This window comes from Alkalibacterium psychrotolerans, from assembly GCF_054784355.1.
Window position 1 is genome coordinate 14,015 of record NZ_BAAGPH010000002.1, and the last position, 25,120, is coordinate 39,134.

The 25,120-nt window shown below is 41.9% G+C and carries 24 protein-coding genes; 22 read left to right on the top strand and 2 right to left on the bottom strand.

Going from position 1 to position 25,120, the window contains the following annotated elements:
- Positions 1-16: 16 nt before the first annotated feature.
- The 17 genes from mutL to ACYVLS_RS00525 all read left to right on the top strand — a co-directional run bounded on the left by mutL (position 17) and on the right by ACYVLS_RS00525 (position 19,715).
- Complete coding sequence (mutL, locus tag ACYVLS_RS00445) at positions 17-1,909, top strand: DNA mismatch repair endonuclease MutL (RefSeq protein ID WP_460319957.1); 1,893 nt, start codon at positions 17-19, stop codon at positions 1,907-1,909.
- An 18-nt stretch (positions 1,910-1,927) separates the two neighbouring features.
- Entirely contained in the window at positions 1,928-2,356 is a 429-nt protein-coding gene (gene msrB / locus ACYVLS_RS00450; RefSeq protein ID WP_460319959.1) for a peptide-methionine (R)-S-oxide reductase MsrB, read from the top strand.
- Between the two features lie 97 nt (positions 2,357-2,453).
- On the top strand, positions 2,454-3,065 hold the full coding sequence (ruvA, locus tag ACYVLS_RS00455; RefSeq protein WP_460319961.1) for a Holliday junction branch migration protein RuvA: 612 nt from the start codon (positions 2,454-2,456) through the stop codon (positions 3,063-3,065).
- A 38-nt stretch (positions 3,066-3,103) separates the two neighbouring features.
- Positions 3,104-4,117: a Holliday junction branch migration DNA helicase RuvB gene (ruvB, locus tag ACYVLS_RS00460; protein WP_460319963.1), complete on the top strand. Its 1,014-nt coding sequence runs from the start codon at positions 3,104-3,106 to the stop codon at positions 4,115-4,117.
- A 19-nt stretch (positions 4,118-4,136) separates the two neighbouring features.
- A complete protein-coding gene (gene queA, locus ACYVLS_RS00465) occupies positions 4,137-5,171 on the top strand; it encodes a tRNA preQ1(34) S-adenosylmethionine ribosyltransferase-isomerase QueA (protein WP_460320088.1) in 1,035 nt (344 codons plus the stop codon).
- A gap of 17 nt (positions 5,172-5,188) precedes the next feature.
- On the top strand, positions 5,189-6,334 hold the full coding sequence (gene tgt, locus ACYVLS_RS00470) for a tRNA guanosine(34) transglycosylase Tgt (RefSeq protein WP_460319965.1): 1,146 nt from the start codon (positions 5,189-5,191) through the stop codon (positions 6,332-6,334).
- A gap of 149 nt (positions 6,335-6,483) precedes the next feature.
- Positions 6,484-6,819 (top strand): preprotein translocase subunit YajC, encoded by a 336-nt coding sequence (yajC, locus tag ACYVLS_RS00475; protein ID WP_460319967.1) that lies wholly within the window; start codon positions 6,484-6,486, stop codon positions 6,817-6,819.
- Between the two features lie 50 nt (positions 6,820-6,869).
- Positions 6,870-7,154, top strand: coding sequence for a post-transcriptional regulator (locus ACYVLS_RS00480; protein WP_460319969.1), 285 nt, complete (start codon positions 6,870-6,872; stop codon positions 7,152-7,154).
- 152 nt (positions 7,155-7,306) lie between these two features.
- Positions 7,307-8,461, top strand: coding sequence for a DNA polymerase IV (gene dinB / locus ACYVLS_RS00485; protein ID WP_460319971.1), 1,155 nt, complete (start codon positions 7,307-7,309; stop codon positions 8,459-8,461).
- Positions 8,451-9,755, top strand: coding sequence for a DRTGG domain-containing protein (locus ACYVLS_RS00490; RefSeq protein WP_460319974.1), 1,305 nt, complete (start codon positions 8,451-8,453; stop codon positions 9,753-9,755). The genes dinB and ACYVLS_RS00490 overlap by 11 nt, the downstream gene beginning before the upstream one ends.
- 30 nt (positions 9,756-9,785) lie before the next feature.
- Entirely contained in the window at positions 9,786-10,766 is a 981-nt protein-coding gene (locus tag ACYVLS_RS00495; protein ID WP_460319977.1) for a DHH family phosphoesterase, read from the top strand.
- 70 nt (positions 10,767-10,836) lie between these two features.
- Complete coding sequence (locus tag ACYVLS_RS00500) at positions 10,837-12,954, top strand: PBP1A family penicillin-binding protein (RefSeq protein WP_460319979.1); 2,118 nt, start codon at positions 10,837-10,839, stop codon at positions 12,952-12,954.
- Positions 12,955-13,054: 100 nt separating this feature from the next.
- Positions 13,055-13,396 carry a YlbF family regulator gene (locus ACYVLS_RS00505; RefSeq protein WP_460319982.1) on the top strand — a complete coding sequence of 114 codons (342 nt, stop codon included), beginning with the start codon at positions 13,055-13,057 and terminating at the stop codon, positions 13,394-13,396.
- A 90-nt stretch (positions 13,397-13,486) separates the two neighbouring features.
- Complete coding sequence (locus ACYVLS_RS00510) at positions 13,487-14,713, top strand: metallophosphoesterase family protein (protein ID WP_460319984.1); 1,227 nt, start codon at positions 13,487-13,489, stop codon at positions 14,711-14,713.
- A 1-nt stretch (position 14,714) separates the two neighbouring features.
- Positions 14,715-17,522 (top strand): ATP-binding protein, encoded by a 2,808-nt coding sequence (locus ACYVLS_RS00515; protein ID WP_460319987.1) that lies wholly within the window; start codon positions 14,715-14,717, stop codon positions 17,520-17,522.
- Positions 17,523-17,545: 23 nt separating this feature from the next.
- Complete coding sequence (locus ACYVLS_RS00520) at positions 17,546-18,511, top strand: 3'-5' exoribonuclease YhaM family protein (RefSeq protein WP_460319990.1); 966 nt, start codon at positions 17,546-17,548, stop codon at positions 18,509-18,511.
- A 157-nt stretch (positions 18,512-18,668) separates the two neighbouring features.
- Entirely contained in the window at positions 18,669-19,715 is a 1,047-nt protein-coding gene (locus tag ACYVLS_RS00525; protein WP_460319993.1) for a peptidylprolyl isomerase, read from the top strand.
- Between the two features lie 50 nt (positions 19,716-19,765).
- On the opposite strand, the gene ACYVLS_RS00530 is transcribed toward ACYVLS_RS00525, so the two are convergent.
- Together ACYVLS_RS00530 and ACYVLS_RS00535 are read right to left on the bottom strand one after the other, a co-directional pair.
- Entirely contained in the window at positions 19,766-20,119 is a 354-nt protein-coding gene (locus ACYVLS_RS00530; RefSeq protein WP_460319995.1) for a YtxH domain-containing protein, read from the bottom strand.
- The gene (locus tag ACYVLS_RS00535) at positions 20,116-20,559 is read right to left on the bottom strand and encodes an HIT family protein (RefSeq protein WP_460319997.1); all 444 of its coding nucleotides are present in this window, start codon (positions 20,557-20,559) and stop codon (positions 20,116-20,118) included. The genes ACYVLS_RS00530 and ACYVLS_RS00535 overlap by 4 nt, the downstream gene beginning before the upstream one ends.
- Positions 20,560-20,698: 139 nt before the next feature.
- Between ACYVLS_RS00535 and ACYVLS_RS00540 the strand changes: the two genes are divergently transcribed.
- The 5 genes from ACYVLS_RS00540 (at position 20,699) to trmB (ending at position 25,095) form a co-directional block, all read left to right on the top strand.
- On the top strand, positions 20,699-21,433 hold the full coding sequence (locus ACYVLS_RS00540) for an ABC transporter ATP-binding protein (RefSeq protein ID WP_460320000.1): 735 nt from the start codon (positions 20,699-20,701) through the stop codon (positions 21,431-21,433).
- Positions 21,434-22,633, top strand: a complete 1,200-nt coding sequence (locus ACYVLS_RS00545) for an ABC transporter permease (protein WP_460320002.1) — start codon at positions 21,434-21,436, stop codon at positions 22,631-22,633.
- A gap of 19 nt (positions 22,634-22,652) precedes the next feature.
- Entirely contained in the window at positions 22,653-23,516 is an 864-nt protein-coding gene (gene dat / locus ACYVLS_RS00550) for a D-amino-acid transaminase (RefSeq protein WP_460320004.1), read from the top strand.
- Positions 23,517-23,628: 112 nt separating this feature from the next.
- Positions 23,629-24,414, top strand: a complete 786-nt coding sequence (locus ACYVLS_RS00555) for a phosphotransferase family protein (protein ID WP_460320006.1) — start codon at positions 23,629-23,631, stop codon at positions 24,412-24,414.
- A gap of 45 nt (positions 24,415-24,459) precedes the next feature.
- Positions 24,460-25,095 carry a tRNA (guanosine(46)-N7)-methyltransferase TrmB gene (gene trmB, locus ACYVLS_RS00560; RefSeq protein ID WP_460320008.1) on the top strand — a complete coding sequence of 212 codons (636 nt, stop codon included), beginning with the start codon at positions 24,460-24,462 and terminating at the stop codon, positions 25,093-25,095.
- The last annotated feature ends 25 nt before the right edge of the window (positions 25,096-25,120 follow it).

The following is a 25,120-nucleotide window of genomic DNA, read 5'->3' on the forward strand; positions in this document are numbered from 1 at the left end:
GAGAGTGGGGGAAGTCATGTCACAAACGATTCAAGTCATGTCATCGAATCTTGCCAATCAGATTGCTGCAGGTGAAGTTATTGAACGCCCTGCTTCAGTTGTGAAAGAGCTTGTGGAAAATGCCATTGATGCGGGGAGTACCCGTATTGAAGTGACTGTAGAAGAAGCCGGACTTAAACATATCAGAGTAGTGGACGACGGGGAAGGCATTCCTTTTGATGAAGTTCTCTCTGCTTTTGAACGTCACGCAACCAGCAAACTGCTGACCGATGAAGACTTGTTCAGAATTCGGACACTTGGGTTCAGAGGAGAAGCCTTACCCAGTATTGCCTCAGTGTCAAAAGTGGCTCTGGAATCGGCTCAGGAAAAAGAGTCGGGAAAGCGAGTTGAGCTGGAGGGGGGCACGGTAACGGTCAACCAGAGCGCTAAAGCCCGCAAAGGGACTGACATAACAGTCAGTGAGCTGTTTTTCAACACACCGGCACGATTAAAGTATGTCAAAACTTTAAAAACTGAACAGGCCCATATCAATGATACGATTAACCGTTTTGCACTCGCTCATCCAGAAATATCGTTTAAACTGGTTTCGGATGGTTCCACAGTGATTAAGACTGTAGGGAATGATAAACAGATTCAAGCGATAGCAGGTGTGTATGGCGTGGATACAGCACGAAAAATGAAAGCAATCAGTGGGCAGTCATTTGACTACGAAGTGAACGGCTTTGTATCCTTGCCTGAACTGACACGAGCCAGTAATTCCTATATTACACTGATTATCAATGGCAGAGTCATTAAAAACTTTGCCTTGAATCGGGCAATAGTAGACGGCTACGGCTCGACTCTTATGGTGGGACGTTACCCAGTTGCCGTCATTACGATTACCATGGATCCAAAACTGCTGGATGTGAACGTTCATCCGACGAAACAGCAGGTAAGAATCAGCAGTGAAAAAGATTTGGGCCAGTTAATCTCTGATACTATCAAAGATACCCTGTCCAAAGAAAGACGCATTCCAAATGCTGTTGAAAATATTTACGATTCAGCATCCAAAAAGCTTCAAGGTGAAAAAACAACGAGCCAGCAGACACAGTTCAAGCTAGAGCAGTCTTCGTCTATTGAAAGCCCTAAAAATGACTGGAAAGCGAATCCTCGTCGATTTAATGAGAGGACGAAAGACACAGAAGACCGGACATATTCGGGCTGGAAAAGTGAAAGATCTCAGAATAATGATATAATAAAAGAGAGCGCAGCGCTCACTCATCAGGAGCCGGTACTGAAAACAGCCTTAAGACAGTCGCCTGAGCAAGAAACAGCAGCTGGCTTTCCGGATCTGGACTATATCGGTCAAATGCACGGGACCTATTTGTTTGCACAAAACGATTATGGCTTGTTTATCATTGATCAGCATGCTGCTCAGGAGCGCATAAAGTATGAGTTTTTCAAGGAAAGAATTGGAGAGGAAGGAACCGATCTCCAGGAATTACTAGTGCCGATTGTACTGGACTACCCATCTGATGAAGCGATGATTATCAAAGAGAACAAAGAAACGCTCGAGACGGCGGGTCTGAATCTGGAAGAGTTTGGGCAGAATAGTTTTCTGATTAGAAATCATCCGAGCTGGATGGCAACCGGGCAGGTTGAAGACACAGTTAAAGAGATGATTGCATTTTTCCTTGAGAAGTCATCACTGTCTGTCGCTAAATTTCGTGAAGCAGCGGCTATTATGATGAGCTGCAAGCGGTCAATCAAAGCGAATCATTACTTGAGCAGGCAGGAAGCAGTCCAGCTGCTGGCAGACCTCAAGGAGTGCCGTAACCCATATAACTGTCCGCATGGCCGTCCGGTACTGGTCAATTTTTCAACAACAGATATGGAAAAAATGTTCAAACGTATTCAGGATCCACACTAATAGAAGGGATGATTGACTGTGGATAAAAAAGAATTGAAAAACAAACTGACAAAAGTTCAGTACGAAGTGACACAGAAGAATGCTACCGAACGACCAGGAACTGGTGAATACGACCTCTTTTTCGAAGACGGTATCTATGTGGATATTGTTAGCGGTGAGCCGCTGTTTTCGTCTAATGATAAATATGATGCCGGCTGTGGCTGGCCGTCGTTTACCCAACCAATTAAGAAGCGAACGCTTAAAGAAAAGCGGGACCGTACTTTTGGAATGGAAAGAATTGAGGTCCGCAGCAAAGAGGCTGATTCGCATCTGGGTCATGTCTTCAATGATGGACCGGCTGACCAGGGTGGGTTGAGATACTGCATCAACTCTGCAGCTCTAAAATTTATTCCTAAAGATAAACTGGTTGAAGAAGGCTACGAAGCCTATGTGGACGAATTCAGATAAGTAGACTGCACGTGGACCTATCCATAAGAAGCTTAATGGATAGGTCTTTTTGTGTTATAATTGTATGGATTAACTAATAGTAAATGAGGGTACTAACATGTATGAATATATAAAAGGCATCATCAGCCATATTTATCCGAGCTACATAGTAATTGAGGTTCAGGGAATAGGCTATAAGGTTTATATGGCAAATCCGTTTCGCCTGACCGATGAATTGAAGAAAGAAACGCTAGTCTATGTCTATCAGGATGTCAAGCAGGACAGTATGCAGTTGTTTGGCTTTAAGTCACTTCAGGAAAAGAATTTGTTCCTGAAGCTGATTAATGTATCTGGAATAGGCCCCAAGTCAGCCTTAGCTATTTTAGCTAATGATAATCACCACGGTTTTGTACAGGCCATTGAAGACAGCAACTTCACTTTTCTTACTAAATTTCCAGGTGTTGGAAAGAAAACGGCTCAGCAGATTGTGCTCGACTTGAAGGGGAAACTTTCAGAATTTGATGTGCTTGAAAAAGGAGAAGCAACCGGTTCAGTTCCGGGCGAAATGAAATCGGTAAATCAAGCCTTTGAAGAAGCGATGGAAGCCTTGCTCGCACTGGGCTATTCTGCTAAAGATGTCAACCGTGTCAAAAAACAGCTGAAGCAGACTGACACGGCAACCACAGACAGCTATATTCGGGAAGCACTGGCTCTACTGATGAAAAAGTAACCTAGCCATTTGAACAGATAACGGGAAGGAAGTTCTCTATGGAGTATAATGACCAACTTACATCAGAACAGGTGCTGGATGAAGGAGAGAATTCTCTGGAGCATACGCTAAGGCCCCAGCAGCTGGCACACTATTTAGGTCAGGAAAAAATTAAAGAAGAATTGACCATTTACATTCAGGCGGCAAAGAACAGGGAAGAGGCTCTTGATCATGTGCTGTTGTATGGGCCACCTGGTTTAGGTAAAACAACAATGGCAATGGTTATTGCGAATGAAATGGGTACAGATATTCGAACAACCAGCGGTCCTGCTATCGAAAAACCAGGCGATTTAGTTGCATTGCTAAACGATCTTGAGCCAGGTGGGATTTTGTTTATTGATGAAATTCATCGTATGCCAAGGATTGCTGAGGAAATGTTGTATTCTGCAATGGAAGACTTTTATGTGGATATTATTATCGGGCAAGGCGATGCCGCCCATCCGGTACATTTTCCGTTGCCACCCTTCACACTGATAGGGGCAACCACTCGTGCAGGGACATTGTCCGCACCACTCAGGGACCGTTTCGGGATCCTGGCTCACATGGAATATTACAAGAAGGAAGAACTTCAGAAAATTGTGCTGCGTTCAGCTGGTGTGCTTCAGACGCAAATTAAGGAAAACGGCGCTCTTGAAATTGCAAAGCGTTCAAGAGGGACACCTCGAATTGCCAATCGCCTGCTGAAACGGGTAAGGGATTTTGCCGAGGTCAAAGGCGAAGGCATCGTGACAGAAGCGATTGCCGCTGGGGCTCTGGATCTGCTGAGAGTGGATCATGAAGGGCTGGACAGTGTGGATCACAAGCTGTTGACTACTATGGTCACTCTTTACGGTGGTGGACCAGTGGGGCTGAATACACTATCGGCAAACATTGGTGAAGAGATGGAGACTATCGAAGATATGGTTGAACCGTATTTATTGAAAGAAGGCTTCATTCAGCGTACTTCAAGAGGAAGAGTAGCAACCGAAAAAGCTTATGCACATTTGAAACTGAACCATTTACTAGATAATTAAAAAGGAGAAAAGTATGACACTGACAACAAATGATTTTGATTTTGAACTGCCGGAAGAACTGATTGCCCAGACCCCACTCGAAGACCGATCGTCCTCAAAAATGATGGTACTGAGTGCGGACTCTGAAACGATTGAAGATAAAAATTTTGAAGACATTCTGGACGAACTAAATGCCGGCGATGCGCTGGTCATGAACGATACGCGCGTGCTGCCAGCAAGACTTCAGGGAATAAAAGAAGAGACGCACGCTCATATTGAAGTGCTTCTTTTAAAAAACACCCAAGGGGACAAATGGGAAACGCTAATGAAGCCGGCAAAGAAAGCTAAAGTCGGGACAGTTATTTCATTTGGAGACGGACGACTTAAAGCGACAGTGACGGAGATACTTGAGCACGGTGGACGCATTGTCGAGTTCAGTTATGAAGGGATTTTTCTTGAAACGCTCGAATCACTAGGTGAAATGCCTCTTCCGCCGTATATTAAAGAACGACTGGATGACCAGGACCGTTATCAGACAGTGTATGCGAAAGCCAATGGGTCTGCAGCCGCTCCAACTGCCGGGTTGCATTTTACTGAAGACATCCTTGAGAAAATCAGAAATAAAGGTGTCAAGTTAGTCTTTCTTACTCTTCATGTCGGACTGGGGACTTTTAGACCGGTTAGTGTAGATAATATAGACGAACACAAAATGCACGAAGAATTTTATCAGTTGTCAGAAGATGCTGCAGAAACATTGAACGACACGAGAGTAAAAGGTGGAAAAATTGTTGCCGTAGGTACGACATCAATTAGAACACTCGAAACGATTGGACAGGCGAATGACGGTAAATTAACGGCATCCAGCGGCTGGACAAGTATTTTCATTTCACCGGGTTACACCTTCAAAGTTGTGGATGCCTTTTTAACTAATTTCCATCTGCCAAAATCGACATTAATCATGCTAGTCAGCGCTTTTGCAGGAAGAGAATTTGTTCTTAAAGCCTACAAGCATGCGGTCGACAAACGCTATCGCTTTTTCAGCTTTGGCGATGCAATGTTTATAAAAAAGAAGTAAAGGATTAGGAGAAGATTATGAGTAACCACCCAGTAACCTATCAATTAGAGAAAAAAGACAAGCGAACCGGTGCCCGTTTAGGTAAAATCACCACCCCTCACGGCACCTTTGAAACCCCTATGTTTATGCCAGTCGGGACGCTTGCAACAGTCAAGACCATCGCACCGGAAGAACTCGAAGAAATGGGTGCGGGAATTATCTTAAGCAATACTTACCATCTATGGCTCCGACCAGGTGAAGATATCATCGCAGAAGCAGGCGGCCTGCATAAGTTCATGAATTGGGATAAAGGGATTCTTACTGACTCTGGCGGCTTTCAGGTATTCTCCTTGTCAGATATGAGAAAAATTGAAGAAGAAGGGGTACACTTCAGAAGTCATCTGGACGGATCAAAATTATTCCTGTCACCGGAAAAAGCAATTAATGTACAAAACAAACTGGGTCCGGATATCATGATGTCATTTGACGAATGTCCTCCTTTTGATAAAAGCCATGATTACGTCAAGAAATCCGTCGAACGTACCTCCAGGTGGGCAGAAAGAGGATTGGAAGCTCATCAGAACAGAGATACTCAAGGATTATTCGGTATTGTCCAAGGAGCAGGATTTGAAGATCTGCGTCGACAATCAGCAAAAGATTTAACCAGTATGGACTTTGCCGGCTACTCAATCGGTGGTTTATCAGTAGGCGAGCCAAAAGAAGACATGTACCGGGTACTGGACTTTACCACGCCATTACTGCCTGAAGATAAACCAAGATACCTGATGGGGGTTGGGACACCTGATGCCCTTATCGAAGGGGTTATGCGAGGCGTAGACATGTTTGACTGTGTTCTGCCGACACGGATTGCCCGAAACGGCACAACGATGACGAGTAAAGGCCGCGTTGTCATCAAGAATGCCACTTATGCGAGAGACTTCAGACCGCTCGATGAGAACTGTGACTGCTACACGTGCAGAAATTACTCCAGAGCATACATCAGACACTTGATTAAATCGGATGAGACATTTGGACTTAGACTGACAAGCTACCATAACTTGTATTTCCTGCTCGATTTGATGAAAAAGGTCCGCCAAGCCATCAGAGAAGACAACTTACTGGAATTCAAGGAAGCCTTCTTTGAAGAATATGGCTATAACAAACCAAATGCCAAAAACTTTTAATTGCTGGCTGATTAAAGTTTTTACACAGACTAGTATTTTAGCTCGAAATTTGCTATGGTAAGTATTGAATCATTAAAAGAGTACTCTTTATCCTGTAGATTGGACAAAGATATTTAATTAAAATAGAGAAATAACGGAGGAATGAATAAATGGAATTAATTGCTGGCATGCTGCCTTTCATAGTGCTTATGGGGATTATGTATTTACTGATGATTAGGCCTCAACAGAAAAAAGCGAAAGAAACTCAGAATATGCTGAGTGCCTTGCAAAAAGGAGATGCTATTGTTACTATTGGCGGTCTTCACGGTATTGTTGATGAAGTAATCGATACAAATAACACAGTAGTGATTGACTGCGAAGGCATTTACCTGACGTTTGAAAGACGTGCAGTTGCACGTATTGTAACGAAAGCATCAGCTGCAGGAACCCCTAATGCAGAAGAACTGGGAACCAACACACCAGAGGAAACTGCTGATAAAGACTAGTTTCTGAAATAAATGCCGCTTCTTTTCCACTGAGATAAGGAGGTGATGTCGTGAAAATCGAAACCAGTAATAATGAAGACCTGTATGCTGTCTGGCTGGATCACAAACTGAAGGAATTCAGACGTCAGGGTTATAGTGAAATTACTGTCGAAGACTTATGGGATTACTGTATAAATTTTTTATGGAAGCACAAGGAACCGAATCGCTATTATCAGAAAGTGAATGACATCGCGTCTATCTCACTGAATGATTATTTCAATTATGCTTCCTTGAAAGCTCAAGTCTATAATGTGACTTCTCTGGATGAGATGGAACTGGATGATTTATTAAAATAACAATTGAGAACAAGTAGGATGATCTGTTCATCTCTACTTGTTTTTATTGTATCTGGATTTAGAATGTTCATAATTGAGTAAAAGTTTGCAGCATTTCAGTCTTTCATTTCTAGTATAATAGGTGTATAGGATGTGTAATCTGGAGGGACAGAATGAGATACGGACTACTGGTGTTTGACGAACCCAAAAGAGACACCTCAAGAAAAATTATTCATATAGACATGGACGCTTTTTACGCTTCAGTTGCCATGAGAGAGAATCCGGAATTGATGAACAAACCTGTGATTATTGCGCGCCATCCCAGGGAAACGGGTGGAAGAGGTGTGGTTGCAACGGCTAATTACGAAGCCAGAAAATTTGGCATCCATTCGGCAATGAGTGCACAAAAAGCCTTTGAACTGTGTCCTCATGGGCAATTTGTCTCACCTGACTTTGCTCTGTATAGAGACACGTCTCAAAAGATGCACGATATTTTCAGACGCTATACCGACCGGATACAACCATTGTCACTGGATGAAGCCTATTTGGATGTGACTGAAAACAAGTTAAATCATAAAAGCGCCACCTTACTCGCTGAACGTATCCGAGAGGACATCAGAAGAGAACTGCATATCACTTGTTCGGCAGGTGTCTCATACAATAAATTTTTGGCTAAATTAGCGTCTGATTATCATAAACCGAATGGCATCACGGTCATACCTCCGGATCGGGCCCATGACTTTCTCATGAATCTGCCAATTGAAAAATATCACGGCGTCGGAGAAAAAACAGTCAATAAAATGCATGAGATGGGTATATACAATGGTCAGGATTTATATAATAAAACAGAACTGGACTTGTCTAAACAGTTTGGTAAGATGGGGCATTCTCTTTACCGGAAAGTAAGGGGAATAGATGACAGTGAAGTAAAAAATGACCGCGAACCAAAATCAGTTGGAAAAGAATCGACCTTTTCTGATAACTTGACAACTGAGAGTGAAGTGATTCAGGCTTTGAGGGTTCTTTCTGGAAAAGTCATGACCAATTTAAAGAGAAAACAGAAACACGGCAAAATTATTGTACTGAAAATCAGGTATGATAATTTTGAAACGGTGACAAGGCGCAAGTCATTTCCCGACTACATTAAAAATGAAAATGAACTCTTTCAGATTGCGCTCTCTATCTGGGAGGAAGAGAATGCGAGTGAGGGAATAAGGTTACTTGGGATAACAGTAACTGGCCTCGAATCAGCAGTATTCGAGACCATTCCACTGCCGCTCTGGAAAGATAATTACAGTGAGAGGATTAAACAGACCGATGACGACTAAGCATAAACAAATTCTGAATTTCATTGAAGATTTGCATGTCGGCGCGAAGCTTTCAGTCCGAATGATAGCAAAAGAACTGCAGGTAAGTGAAGGAACAGCCTATCGGGCAATTAAGGAAGCCGAAAATAACGGACTGGTGTCAACCATTAAACGAGTGGGGACTATCCGTGTGGAAGCGAAGGCGAACGATCACATTGAAAATCTGACTTTTGAAGAGATTGTCAAAATTATTGATGGTGAAGTGCACGGTGGTGAAGAGGGATTAAAAAAATCACTCACTAAATTCAATATTGGAGCAATGACGGAAGATGCCATGCTGCGTTATATTACCGAAGAATCACTCATGATTATCGGGAACCGGGAAGAGGCACAACAATTGTCACTTAACCATGGTGCTGCAGTCCTGATTACGGGCGGTTTCGAGCCTAGCCCCGCTGTTATTGCACTGGCTAATAAAAAAGAACTGCCCTTAATCAGCACATCTTATGACACCTTTACAGTGGGCACGATGATTAACCGGGCGATGACAGATCAGCTGATTAAGAAAGATATTCTGCGTATCCAAAACATCTATACGCCGATTGAAAGGACGCAATTCCTGTCGAGAGAAGATACGGTCTACAACTACCGTATGTTGAATCAGAAAAGCAAGCATTCCCGTTTCCCCGTGGTCTATTCTAATGATAGGCTGGTAGGAATCGTCACAGCAAAAGATGTGGTAGGGAAAGAAGACTCGGTTTTAATTGAGAAAGTCATGACCAAAAATCCAGCCTATGCGAAAACGAATATGAGCGTAGCCTCAATTGCCCATACAATGATCTGGGACGGTCTTGAGGTCATGCCGGTAGTCAGTGATGAGATGACACTTAAAGGGATTATTTCCAGACAGGATATCATGAAAGCCATGCAGTCTGTTCAGAAACAGCCGCAGTCAGGGGATACTATTTCCGATCAGATCAATAAGCTGATTACAGAACGTGAAGACGGTATGTTCTCGTTTCTGGTTACACCGCAGACGACCGACAGTATGGGAACCATTTCATTTGGAGTGCTGAGTGAAGTCATTACTGAAACAATTTACAATTATCTGGCTAAGAATAAAAAGAAAAACCTTGTGGTGGAACAGATGAACCTTCATTATTTTAACATGATTCAGTTAGGTAACGAATTGACAATCAAACCGACAATTTTTGATGAAAACCGGCGTTCTGCCCGTCTGGACGTTGAAATTTATTCAGAAAACGCATTGGCAGCCAAGGCAATAGTTGCCTGTCAGATTTTACAGAAAAAATAACAGTCACGTTTTAGAAAGAGGAGAGCTTAAGTGGGATTACAAACGAATAACTCAGAAGATAATCAGATAAAAAAAGAGCTATGGGACTTTATTAAGAAATGGGACACTATCATTATTCATAGACATGTCAGACCTGATCCGGATGCAATCGGATCCCAGTGCGGCTTGAAGGAAATCATCAAGGCTACTTTTCCAGAAAAAGACGTGTATGCGGTAGGTGCTGAAGTCGATGACCTTGCTTACCTGGACAACATGGATGACATTCCGGAAGATATATATGATGAAGCGCTGGTTATTGTAACAGATACAGCCAATATCAAGCGTATTGATGATGACCGGTTCAGACTGGCAAAAGAATGGATTAAGATTGACCATCACCCGCTGGATGATTCGTATGGAGAAATCGAATGGATTAATACGAATGCCAGCAGCTGCTGTGAAATGATAGCCGATCTTTGGCTGACTTATCCGGAAGAAATCACGATGACGACCAAAGCAGCCCGCTTGCTGTACGGGGGCATTGTAGGCGATACTAATCGGTTCCTGTATGATTCAACGTCCACTTATACGATGCAGGTAGCTGCAGAGCTTATGACTTATCCATTCTCACATACTGAACTGAATAATCAGATGAATGTCATCAAACCGGATACCGGAAAGATGATGGGTTATGCTCTCGAGCATTTTGAAGTAGCAGATAATGGTATCGGTCATATTGTGCTGACGCAGGAACTGCTTAAGTCACTGGGACTTGATGACAGTGAAACACATTCCATTGTGCCACTTCTAGGCAAGATTGAAAATGTCAAAGTCTGGGCTGTTTTTGTTGAACAGTCTGACGGCGGGTATCGCTGCCGCTTAAGATCTAAAGGACCAGTCATCAATGACATTGCTCAGCGACATGGCGGCGGCGGACACCCACTTGCCAGTGGAACGCATGCAAAGACTGATGATGAAATACAGGAAATTTTAACAGAACTGAAGCAGGTCGTTTCAGAGTACAGTAAATAAGACTAGAGACGGATTACGTTCAGTAACTATTGTGATACAATCGTGAATAAAGACAAATAGAGGTAATCTTATGAGCAAAAAATCAACGAATCGTTCGCTGAAAAACAGGATGGCACATCTTTACCAGCAGTCTAAACCTAAGTTCAGACGATCGGGAATCATTGCAAGACGAAAATGGAAAAAGTTTCACGGGACTAAACTCCTGATACTTTCAGTATTGACTGTAGCATTGTTTTTCAGCGTTTATTTAGCAGTGCTGGCTCGTTCAGCCAATGTCAACGCGTTAAGGGCTGGCCTTGAGCAGTCTACGACCATTATGGATGAGAACGGTGAAGAAGCGGGCACCTTGTACGCTCAGAAAGGGACATTTGTGGACCTGGACCGTATTTCTCCGAATTTAGTGGATGCTGTCATTTCGACTGAAGATCAGCGGTTTGAAAGACACAGAGGCTTTGATCCAATCGGACTAGGCCGGGCGGCAGTCGGTTACGTTACTAATAGAGGTCAGATAGTCGGTGGGGGAAGTACCTTGACTCAGCAGCTGGCAAAAAATGCCTATCTGTCTGCTGATCAGACCTTTATGAGAAAACTAAGGGAACTGTTTCTGGCCATTGAAATAGAAAAGCAGTATTCCAAAGAACAGATTTTGGTCATGTATTTGAATCATGCCTATTTCGGTAACGGAGTCTGGGGTGTGGAAGATGCATCACTCAAATATTTTGGTAAAACCGCGAGTGAAGTAAGTGTTCCTGAGGCCGCAACGATTGCTGGAATGCTTAAGGCGCCGAGTCACTATAATCCGATTGACAATTATGACCGTTCAATTAGTCGAAGAAATATTGTATTGAGTTTAATGGCTTCAACGGAAACGATAACGGAAGAAGAGAAAAATCAGTATAGTGAAACGGGACTTACTCTCATAGACCGCTTTAATAGTACAAATGGGTATCGTTATCCTTATTATTTTGATGCTGTCATCAGAGAAGCTGAAAACCGATACGGTATTGCAGAAGAAGATTTAATGAATAACGGCTATACTGTTTACACGGCTCTAAATCAGACTTATCAGCAGCAGATGGATGCTGTTTATGCGTCAAATCAGCATTTTGAGACGAGTTCAGACGGGACAATGGTTCAAAGTGCCTCTGTTGCCTTGAACCCGCAGACAGGCGGGGTCAGTGCTGTGATTGGAGGTAGAGGCGAGTATACGTTTAGAGGATTTAACCGAGCTACACAAATGAGACGTCAACCGGGTTCAGTTATTAAACCGCTGGGTGTATTCACCCCCGCACTAGAAGCCGGTTACTCTCCCGATGATATGCTGACTGACGAACTGCTGTCATATGGGGAAACGGAGTATACACCGACTAACTTATCAGGGCAGTACAGCGGTGAAGTGTCTATGTACAGAGCACTGGCGGACAGTTTAAATGCACCAACTGTCTGGCTGTTGAATGAAATAGGTATCAGCCGTGGCATGCGCAAAGTTGAGCAGTTTGGTTTGAAATTGGGTGAAACAGATAATCACCTCGGAGCTATTGCCTTAGGCGGAATGGACAGAGGAGTGACACCTCTTGAAATTGCCAGTGCCTACAGTGTTTTTCCTAATGATGGTATAAGAAAAGAGCCGCATTTTATTACACGAATAGTGGATGCAACAGGCGCTGTCGTTGTGGATAATTCCAGAGTTAAATCCAGCCGGGTTGTATCAGAAAAAACAGCAAATGATATGAACAGTATGCTGCTGAGTGTATTTGAAAGTGGAACTGGGCGTAATATTCAGCCCGCATCTCATAAAATAGCCGGAAAGACTGGTACGACTCAAACAGAATCAGGTACAGGCGCAACAGACCAGTGGGTAGTCGGCTACACGCCTGATGTGGTCATCACCAGCTGGATGGGCTACGATTACACAACAGATCTGCATTATCTGACTACTTCTACGTCTCAGGGAATTGGACAAGTCATGAGAGCAAGCATGGAAGGCATTCTGCCTCATACCGAGCAGTCAACTTTCCTTGTCGAAGAGGCCGGTCAGGAGTTTGTCACTTCAAACCCGACCTTGTTAGATAGGGTGACGGAAGGGGTAGAAGAAGCTGGGTCTATTTTGAGAGAAAGTACGGCTACCTTTAGAGAGCAGACCAGTAATCTTCTTGAGCGATTCCGTAACCGACAGTCAGGTGAATAATTAAAGCTTTCTAATCTCTTCTGGCAACACTCTGCGATTCATGATAAACTTAATTAGGTAAAAAAAGCTCGTGTAGAGCGAAAATTGAAGGGATGAGACTATGGCTGTCAATATTTATGACACTGCTAATCAGTTAGAACAGGATTTAAGAAACACGGAAGAATTTAGTCAGCTGGATGCTGCTTTTACAGCAGTTAAAGAAGACGAAGTAGCGAACCAGGTATTTAATGAATTCCGTCAAGTTCAACAGACCATTCAACAGAAACAAATGATGGGTCAGGAAATTTCTGAAGAAGAAGCTAAACAGGCTCAGGACATTTCATCTAAAATTGGTGAAAATGAACTGATTTCTAAATTGCTTGAAGCAGAAAAACAAGTGGGTCAAATGATCGACGATATTAATCAGGTTGTCCTGAAACCTGTCCGCGAATTATATCAATAAAGTACTAATGGTGAGGGCTTGCTGTTTACAGTAAGTCCTTTTCCTAAACAGTCTAAAGAACGTACGTACCCTTAAAAGGAGGTAACTAACATGGTTAAATTTATTCATGCCGCTGATTTGCATTTGGACAGCCCTTTTAAAGGTCTGACTGACTTGTCTGATGACTTACTGCAGCAGATAAAGCATTCGACCTTCCTATCTCTGGAGACGATTGTTAATCAGGCCATCGAAGAGGCTGTTGATTTTGTGTTGTTTTCAGGAGACATTTACGATTTGGAAGATAGAAGTATAAAAGCTCAGTTAATGTTTCAGAAGCAGATGGAACGTCTGAATGATGCGGCCATCTCTGCCTGCGTGATTCATGGGAATCATGATTTCGTCGGAAAACAAGCTGATCACCTTTCTTTACCGGAAAATGTCAAAGTATTTTCAGAGAAAGTGGAAACACACTACATAACAACAAAGAATAATGAAACGGTAGCCATCAGCGGGTTCAGCTATAACAAGAAGTGGATAGAACAAAGAATGATTCAAAGATATCCATTTAAAGATAAGAAAAGTGATTACCACATTGGAATGCTTCACGGCTATGCCGAAGGCCAGCAGGCTGACCATGCACGGTACGCCCCTTTTTCGCTAAGTGAATTGAGAGAAAAACAGTACGACTACTGGGCGCTGGGTCACATTCACGCAAGACAGCAGTTAGCTGACAATCCACTGATATATTATAGCGGGAATACCCAGGGCAGGCACCGCAATGAAACCGGGGAAAAAGGGGTGCTCATGGTCAGGCTCACGCCGCATGACAGGCAGGTGTCGTTTATCCCCACGGGGCCCATTATATGGGAGAATTTAAGACTGGATGTCTCTTCGGCAAAAAATCTGGATCAGGTCCTGAAATTATGCAGACAAAAACTTGATGAGATTCAATGGGAGAGAGCAATAATTTATCTGACCCTTGAGGTATCAGACGAGCTGCCGGCGAGAACGCTTGAGAAACTGAAACAGAAAGAGTTCAGAGATATTCTTCAGACGAAAAGCGACACGCACTTTATTTACCTATCCAAGGTAAAAGTGACGATACGCCAAACATCGGAGGAACAGAACAGTTTGTCGGAACTGTACCCCGAAGGATGGCATAAGGCTGTGGGTTCACTTAAAACGGCTGACGGTTTTAAAGAGGTTACAAAAGAACTGCTCCTTGCTCATCCCTATTCAAATGAACTGGATGAGCCGGCAGATGCGTATCGAAGCGAACTAGTCGAAGATGCTGTTGAAATGATTGAATATGATTTAAGTCTGAACGAGGGAGTCTAGTATGAGAATAACAAAACTCGTGATTTATGGGTATGGGAAATGGATAGATACTGAATTCTCAGTGAATCAGGACTGGCATTTGTTTTATGGACAGAATGAAGCCGGAAAATCCACACTGATGTCTTTTATACACAGTATTTTATTTGGCTTTCCCAAGCGACACAGTTCAGCCTTGCGGTACGAGCCAAAGGAAAGCAGTCGCTATGGTGGTCAACTGTTTGTACAGGATGATCGCTTTGGTGAAGTCATTATCGAACGTATCAGCGGAAAAGTAACGGGAGACGTTACGGTGACGATGGAAGACGGGACTCAAGGAGGCGAAGAAATCCTTGATGTGCTTCTGTATCATAAAAAAAGACAATTCTATGAAAGTATCTATACCTTTAACTTAAAAGGAATTGAAGAAACAAGCAACATGACCAAGGAGCAGTTGAACCGATTCTTTCTGAGTACAGGCTCATTAGGAAGTGAGCAGTTTCTGAAGCTTGCCGACTCGTATCAGCAAAGAGCCGGAGCTTTGTTTAAGCCAACTGGAAGAAAACCGGTCATCAATCAGCTTCATAGTAAATTATCCGAGGTAAATCGTCAGGTCAAAAACGCAAAGGACCGTAATGCCCACTATACCGTTTTGAGAGAAGAAGCAAATAGCTTTGCCAGTCAGATTGACAAGCTGAACAGTGAAATAGCTGAATACCATAAAGAAAAAGAAAAATATACGACTAGTCTCAAGCATGGAAAAGTGCTTAATGAAATCAGAGAGATTAAAAGTGAAATTGATGCTTATCCAGCTGTTAATATTCCAGAAAATGGTAAGCTGCAGCTGAAGCATTACAATGACCAGCTTGAAAATACAAGAGAACAGATTAAAAAACTTCACGATAAGCAGACTGAACTGCAGAATGAATACAAACCGTCACCGGATTTTGTATTATCCCAGGAACTGGAAATGGATTACCAGAAAATTAAAAACAGTCTGGATAGGCTTGAAGATGACGTTGAGTTAATTTCTAAAGAACAGCAGGAACTGTCTTCAGTTGACCATCAGCTTGTTGAAATGAAATTAAGAGAAGGCCATTCTTTGAAAGATTCCTTGCCGGAAGAACTGACCGAAGACAAACGGGAAGAACTGATTGAATTCAGAACTGTGCAGACAGAATTACTGCAGGAAGAAAGCACTATAGCTTCCGCTGTTCAAGAACTTAAGATTCGGACAGAAAGCAATAATGAACGGATTGATATACTCGAAAAGGATATGTGGCCACTTGACAAATTCAAGTCTCAAGAAAGCAATGACAACAGCGAAGAGGTGATATCCGGTGCTTATTTTAAAGACAAACGGTTGATAGCAGCTTTAGTCTTTTTAATTACAGGAGTCATTGCCGCTTCAGTCATTAAGAGTCTTTTTGGTCTGACACTTCTTATATTACTGAGTTCAGTAGCTCTTTACATTGTCAGACATTATTTTGTTCAAAGTAAAACACAGCAGCTTGCCCAAGATGATGAGAAAGAACAGTTGTATTATCAGAAGAGTATGAGAAATCAATGGAAGGAACTTCTGGCTACTAATGATGCACTTCAGGATAAGTGGCGTGAGCAGGAACGGTTACTGGAAATCAATAGAAGAAAACAGAAAGACAGTTTAGTTGAGTTCGAAAAGTGGAAAGAAAAGATGCGTTATCCTCAACGGTATACCCTTGAAAAGGTCTTGTCTACACGAGAACTGTTTACGGATATGAAACGACTGGCAAATAAAAAAGAAGTACTGGAAAAAAGAGTAGCCGATCACCTTTATGAGCTGGACCAGAAACTCAAGGGGAACGATTATGCGAATCAGTTCATGTCCGAAGACAAAGACAGCCCAGCTGTTTTCTATGACGTAAGGAACCGGATTCGGTCAGTCGAGAATGAAAAAAACAGGCAAAAAGATTATATTCAGGAAACGAATAAGCTTCAGGAAGGCATTAGATATCTGGTAAAGCAGGAGAAAGATGTGCTGGATAAAAAGTATAAGCTGTTTACTGAAGGTGATGTGGAAAGCGAAGAAGAATTTTTGAATCTTTATCAGCTGGCTAACGAGAAACAGGAAAAACAAAAACGTTATGACTTTCTAAAAGAAACCATTGAGCATCAGTCTGTTTTAGAGGATAATTACACTATAGAAGAAATGAATGAGCAGATTACTCTTCTGGAGGAGAAAATTGCCAGTAGACAGCGTCACATAACCGAGCTGACAAAGCAAAAAAATGAAATAGGCTACCAGATAAAACAATTGGAAGAAGGGGGCACCTATTCAGAATTGCTGCAGCAGTTCGAAAACGAAAAAAGTGTGTATCAAAAAGCGGTTGATGAATGGAATACGTTAAAAATTGCTTCAAATCTTATCGAGAAAACACTTAATTACGCGAAGGATAACCAGCTCCCCAAAACACTGGCACTGGCTGAAACGTATTTTAAGCAGCTCACAAATGGCTATTATGAAACAATCACCCTGGAAAGTGACAGTTTTTATGTGACAGACAGATGGGGCCGAAGCTGGGAAGCAGAAGAACTTTCCAGAGGAACAGTTGAACCGCTATATATAGCTGTCAGACTTGCCTTTGTCTACTCAAGCAGAGATAGCATACATTTTCCTATTATAATTGATGACAGCTTTGTCAATATGGATAAGGAAAGAAGACAGCGTATATACGAATTACTTGATACAATAAGTAATGAAATACAGATTATTTACTTTTCATTTGATTCCTCAGTCATTGACAGTGTACCTTCCTCCAAACTTACCCGACTGACGGACAAGCAAGTGAACTGATCACACATTAGGGAGTGGTACTAGTGAAAAAGTTGTATGATTATAAAAAAGACGAACAGCTTTCCTTATATATTTTAATCAAATCTGCAGAAGAAAAAACAACGCGAAACAACAAGCCCTACCTGGCATTGACCTTTCAGGACACCAGTGGAGAGATGAACGGCAATTACTGGGATGCCTCACCTAAAGATGTTGAGCAGTTTAAAGCCGGCCAAGTGGTTAAGGTGGAAGGGCGACGCGAAGAATACAATGGAATGCCTCAAGTACGCATCCAGTCGATGAGAGTGGCCCAGGAAGATGAACCGTCTAATCCTGATATTTATATTGAGAGAGCACCTGTAAACAAAGACAAGATGATAGAAGCGTTTAATCAGGCAGTGTTTGATATTACGAATGCTCATTTAAACCGGATTGTACGATTTATTATGAAGAAATATCAGAAGGATTTCTTCCAAAGTCCTGCTGCCAAGAAAAATCATCACGCCTATTTAGGTGGTCTGGCATTCCACACAATGAGTATGCTCAAGATAGCCCGATCAATTGTAGAGAATTATGAGGATTTGAATCCATCACTCTTATATTCAGGCATCATCCTGCATGATGTAGGGAAAGTAATTGAATTAAGCGGGCCGACTGCTACAGAGTATACAATTGAAGGGAAGCTCATTGGACATATTGTGCTGATTTATGATGAGATTTCAAAAGCTTGTATTGAGTTGAAAATTGATGAGAGCCATGAAGATGTGCTGCTATTGAAACATCTTGTACTAGCTCACCACGGAGAACTGGAATACGGTTCGCCTGTACGTCCACAAATACCGGAAGCTGAGATTATTCATTACATCGATCAGATTGATGCGAAAATGAACATGATGCAGTCTGCTTTGAAGAAAACGGAGTCAGGCGAGTTTACTGAACGGATCTGGGCTATGGACAATCGCTCATTTTATAAGAGCAATTTAAGCCGACCAGATTTAAAGTCTGATTAAGCAAAGAAGATTATATGAAACTTCAATGAATAGTAATAAAAATTTACTTCATACGTTTTCATTTTGCTAAAAGCTGTGTTATATTAGTTGAGGTACGAATAGGAAACAATTATTCGTCAGTTTAGAAAATATTGAATTAGGATGTGTATGTTTTAGTATGAAAAAATGGTTAGTCGGAGCAATTGCAGGATCAGGTTTACTCCTTGCAGGTTGCCAAAGCAGTCCGGAAGTAGCTTCTACAGAAGCAGGACGCGTGCGTGAAGATGATTTATATGAACGAATGAAAAACGAAACCACTCAAAGCGGCATGACTTTTGGTGAACAGATGCTGCAGCAGATTCTGCTTGAAGACATTCTGGAAGACGCTTATGGCGATCAGATTTCTGACGACGATGTTGAAGCAGAGCTTGAAAGAGAAGCCGAACAATATGGCGGCATTGACGAATTTGAACAAATGCTGGAAATGCAGGGCATGTCTATGGAAGATGTCAGAACTAGCGTACGCACATCTCTTCAAGTAAGAGCTGCTATCAGTGATCACGTTGAGGTAAGCGAAGAAGAAATCGAAGAAGCTTACGAAAATTACGCTATTGATGCAACAGTTGCGCATATCTTGGTAGAAGATCTGGGTCTCGCAGAAGAGCTGATTGAAGAGCTTAATGATGGAGCAGATTTCGGTGAATTAGTAGCTGAACACACTATGGATACAGGGACAATTGAAACGGACGGTGAGCTTCCTTTAGAGCCTGGACGTTTTGTACCGGAATTTGAAGAAGCCGCTATGGAACTTGAGGAAGGCGAAATTACTCAGGAACCAGTTGAGTCACAATTTGGCTACCATATCATTAAGATGGTAGAGATGGGTGAAAAAGGTTCACTTGAAGAAGAACGTGATCAGATTGAAGACATGATTCTGGATAATTACATGCAAGATCAAATGGTTGTTCAAGAAGCTATCGGACAACTCGTACGCGACGCTAATGTACAAATAGCGGATGAAGATCTAGCTGGCGCAATGCAGCAATTCCTCCAGGAACCAGGAGAGCAGGCAATGCCAGAAGGACAACAAGAAATTGACGAAGAGCTTCTAGACGAATTATTAGAAGACGAAGAAGCTATGGAAGAAGAACCGGCGGATGAGGATCAGGACATGGATGAAGATTCTGAAGACGTAGATTCTGAAGAAGACGCTGAAGACGAATAATAACCATTAAAAACCGACAGCATCGGGGAAATCTGATGCTGCCGTTTTTTTTATGGTGTATTGGAAACAGATTGTGCGGTTTCTTCTACTTCTTTTTGGATTTTTTCAGCTTTTTCCTGTATCCGTCTAATTCTAGGCTCCGCTTCGTATTGAAAATCAGCTGCAATCTTTTGAACATCTGCCATAAATTCATCCTGAACAAATTTGCTTTCAGCTGTTAACTGGCTCACAGCATATTTTAAGTCATTCACCTTATCCGTAACATCCTGAACATGATAGGTTGTTTCATCAATATAAGCTTTCAAGGCTTCCTGATTTTCCTTACCTGATCGGGGTGTATTGACCAGACCATAAATTCCTCCAAGAACGATGCCTGAAAGACTTCCCAGCACTATATGTTTCATTCTGTTTCCTCCTTAGCTAGTTGGTTTTGAATAGACTCGACAATATGGTCGAGTGTTTCGTCTGAATAATCCTCAGCATGGGTTTCCCATTTCAAACCAAAACCGTCCTGGTCTGAATTATATCGGGGAAGCAAGTGGATGTGACCATGAAAGACACTTTGAGACGCAATTTCTTCGTTGTTCATCAGGACATTCAAGCCTTCACATTCAGGGTAGGCTGATTTTACTGCGCGCGCCAGTTTAGGCACTTTTGAGAAAACAGCAGAAGCCAGTTCATCTGAATAGTCGAGAATATTCCTGACATGTTTTTTTGAAATAACCAATGTATGCCCTTTAGTTACTTGAGAAATATCCAGAATTGCTATGATGTCGTTATCTTCATAAACTTTTCTGGCTGGAATATCTCCATCAATAATTTTGCAAAAAATACAGTCGCTCATTTTATCCCTCTTTTCATAGATGCTATAGTATTAGTTTATCATATTTAGTATAGTTTTAATAAAAAGAAGCAGTGAGAGTCAAAATCACCTGCTTTACTGTGGTAAAATGTAACTATTAGTCGATGAAAGGAATAATTTTATGAGTCTAACTGTTCAATCCTTGACTGGAGGATACACGCGTGTCCCAGTACTGAAAAACATATCATTTAATATTAAAGATGGAGAGCTGATTGGTCTGATAGGGTTAAACGGCGCCGGAAAGAGCACAACCATTAAGCATATCATGGGACTCCTTAATCCTTTTGAAGGAACGATTGAAATTGACGGGCTGACCATTAGCGAGCAGCCGGAAGCATACAGGAGAAAAATCGGGTTTATCCCGGAAACACCCTTGCTTTATGAAGAGCTTACCTTAAAAGAACACATTGAAATGACAATAATGGCCTATGACCTGGATTCGACTGTATCCTGGTCTAGAGCAACTGCTTTGCTGAAGATGTTCAGGCTGACTGACCGGCTGGACTGGTTTCCAACTGACTTTTCCAAAGGTATGAAACAAAAAGTCATGATTGTCAGTGCGTTTATTATTGAGCCTTCGCTATTTATAATAGATGAACCTTTTTTAGGACTGGATCCCCTTGCCATAAGAGATTTAATTCATCTGATGGAAAAACGGAAAGAAGAGGGCGCTTCACTGCTGATGTCTACGCATGTTCTAGCTAATGCCGAACGAATCTGCGATCGGTTTATCGTGATGCATGAAGGCCAGATTTTTGCTGTAGGTACACTAAGCGATTTAAGAGAGCATTTCAAAATGCCGGAAGCCAGCCTTGAAGAGATGTACAGTCAGCTGGCTGATAAGGAAGGTTTTTAGATGACAGTCAGTGAATTATTTAAAAAGAGAACAGCTCATTATTATAAACAATTGGGAAAATATCTGAAATACGTATTCAATGATCATTTTGTCATAGCTCTTCTCATATTACTCGGAGCGGTAGGCTTTACGTATTCCAATTATCTGGAAACAGTCGAATCCGAGGCGTTACTGCCGAGAGTGATTTTATTTGCGTTCATTAGTGTGGTCATTAAAACTGGTGGTATCCGTACGCTGATTAAGCCTGCTGATGGCATCTACCTGCTGCCTCTGGAGAAGAAAATCAGACCGGTAATGCAAAAAAATCTTTTGTATAGTCTTATCTTTTCCATAGTCACGGCTTTGTTTATGGCTTTTTTGACTGCCCCACTCGTAACGGTGCTTAACGCTTCTATAGATCAGGCCAGCGTGATGTGGATGGCAACAGTTCTGTTTGCTAAACTATCGGATACTTTGTTAATTTATTACACATTCAAGCTCAATAAACCTGAAACAGAAAACAATTTGCGCTTGATAGTCAATGCTGCCCTTTTACTGACAATAGGTGTAACCCTGTTTTTTTCACCGCTTATCGGATTCGGTCTGAGTCTCTTTATCTTGCTGATGTTTGGATTGTACCTTTTCAGGTCGGGTAAAAAAACAATCTGGAACTGGGAGCGCTTGATTGACAGTGAACAGAAGAGAGTGCAGGCAATCTATAAAATAATTAATTTGTTTGTGGAAACACCGTATGGAAACAATAAAGTTAAACGGCTGAAACCACTGGACACGTTTATCAAACTGTTTGGCAAAAAAACTGACGTACACAGCTATTATATTTCACGCGTCTTTTTCCGCCAGACATCCTTCAGCGGTCTCTATATTCGGCTGACAATCATTGGCTCGGTCATACTGGTACTCAATTCACTTGCCTGGCTTTCGGTCCTGATTAGTCTATTATTTCTGTATCTGATTGGGTTTCAGTTGTTGCCATTGAAACAACTTTTAGATAAAACTATTTATTTTAAATTGTATCCTGTCAAAGATACTGATAAAATAAAGTCCATCCAAAAACTTATAGCGAAAGTGCTGCTCGTAACAGGACTCCTGTTTACCTTAGCGTCTTACTCCGGGGGGATAGAGGCAATTATGGTCTTGGCAGCAAACGGTCTGTTTGTTTATGGGTTTGTTAATTTTTATATTCCTAAGCGATTAGGATAAGTTAAAAGGGGAGAATGGCATGAAAGTAATTTGGAACAGTGAAATAGTTGAACGAAGCGAAGTAATAATCGATCCGGAAGACAGGGGATACCAGTTTGGTGATGGCATTTATGAAGTCATCAGAGCATACAACAAAGAATTTTTCTGCCTGGATGAACACCTTGACCGGTTCTTTTCAAGTGCTGAAAAAATTGAGATGCATGTACCGTATACTAAAGAGGAACTGAAGCATTTGTCCAATCGCTTGCTGAATGAAACGGGTGTGGACACGGGTAATTTGTACCTGCAAATGACCCGTGGAGTTGCATCGCCACGTAACCATATGTACCCTGACGCGAGTGTGCTGCCAATGCTGACAGGGACGTTAACGGCAGTAGAACGAGATCAGCAGATGCTTGATAGGGGCATACATACTATCGTAACGGAAGATATCAGATGGCTAAAGTGTGATATTAAAATGATCTCTTTGCTTGGAAATATCATGGTTAAACATGAAGCGCATAAAAAAAATGCCTATGAGGCAATTCTGCACAGAGACGGCATAGTTACGGAGTGCTCTGCGGCAAATGTTGCCATTGTTAAAGACGGAGTTATCCATACCCATCCTGACGGCAATCTGATTTTGCCGGGTATTACTAAGCTTGTCTGGAAACGATGTGCCCAGGAGTTGGGTATATCCGTTGTAGAAGAGCCCTTTACGCTGGAAGAACTGTATAATGCAGATGAAATTTTCTGCTCCAGTACGACGATGGAAGTTATGCCAGTGAAAAAACTGGATAACAAGATATTTTATAGTGAACAGGCGGGACCGATTATCAGAAAACTTCAAAATGCGTATAAGTCGGAAATCGAACAATGCTGCGGAAAACTGGCGGTTCATTAAAAAAAGAACAGGCACTCTCTTGACGAGCTCCGCTTTTATTTCTACAATAGAAGTTAAGTAATTATCTGTGCGGATAAAGAACGGATTAAATGATGATAAAGGATGGAATAACATGGAGCTAGAGAGAGAAACGGGGTGGGAATTGCATCCTATTGGCGGAGATACCGGACAGGCTTATATGGGGACTAAAAATGAGGAACGCTTATTTTTAAAACGCAATTCCTCTCCTTTTCTAGCTGCTCTGTCCATCGAAGGCATTTCCCCTAAACTGGTTTGGACTAAACGCATCGGAAATGGTGACGTTCTGACAGCTCAGGAATGGTGCACTGGAAGAACCTTACACAGAAGTGAAATGGCTTCTGTTAATGTTCAGAGAATTATTAATAAAGTACACCAGTCTGACAGTCTCAAACGGATGCTTCATCGATTAGGCGGGAAAGTCTCTTCACCATCTGATTTCTTTTTTGAGTGTCGCTTTGAACTGGCACCTGAACTGGCAGCTCATCCTCTGATACAGCAGGCTCTGTCGTTTCTGGAGAACTTCATGCCTGAAGATACGCCGCTGGAAGATAAAGTGGTTTGTCACGGGGATGTTTCCCATAAAAACTTTCTATTATCCAATGAAGAGCATCTGTATTTAGTGGACTGGGATTCGGCTCTACTAGCTGATCCGTTTGCGGATTTAAGTCAGCTGCTGGTCAGATACTTTGATGTATCCGAGTGGGATGCATGGATTCACACTACAGAGGATGCGTACTCAGATTCAGTCCATAACAAATTGTTCTGGTACAGTATTGCAAATAGTGTCCTGGATATTAAGTCCAATCATAAAAAACAGGATTTTATTCGTATGAATCATAATTTACTGAAGTTAAATGATGTTTTATCTTATATTTAAAAAGAGACAAGCTTTAAGTGTCCGTTCTATTGTGAGGAGAATTTGATGAGATTAAGGCATAAACCTTATGCAGAAGAAAAATTAAAAGAATACAATCAATATGTTGTGGAAGAACCGGAACAGGTTAAAGGCAACTGGTCCAGTCGCTTTGAAAAAGAACAGCCCCTCCATATTGAAATCGGGTGCGGGAAAGGTCGTTTTATTATTGAAATGGCCAGACTTCATCCGGAAATCAATTTCGTTGGCATTGAACTACAGACAAGTGTCATTGTTTCAGCGCTGGACAAGCAAATAGAAGCAGACTTGCCAAATGTCCAGCTCCTTCAGGTCAATGCTAAGGATTTGACTGATGTGTTTGAGAAGGGCGAAGTTGACCGCATCTATCTAACGTTTTCAGATCCGTGGCCGAAGAATCGACATGAGAAGCGACGTTTAACCTACAAGACGTTTTTATCTGTCTATAAAACCATCCTGCACTCAAAAGGAACTCTGCATTTCAAAACAGACAATCAGCCTCTATTTGAGTATTCACTCGTGAGTTTTTCTGAATTTCCTGCTGTACTGGAAAAAGTTTATCTGGATCTGCATAACAGTGAGGTCGAAGAGAATGTCATGACTGAATATGAAGAAAAATTCTCCAAAAAAGGCAACAGAATTTATAAAGCTGTTGTGAAATTTTAAAAAAACAGTCTTCTTACCTGCCATC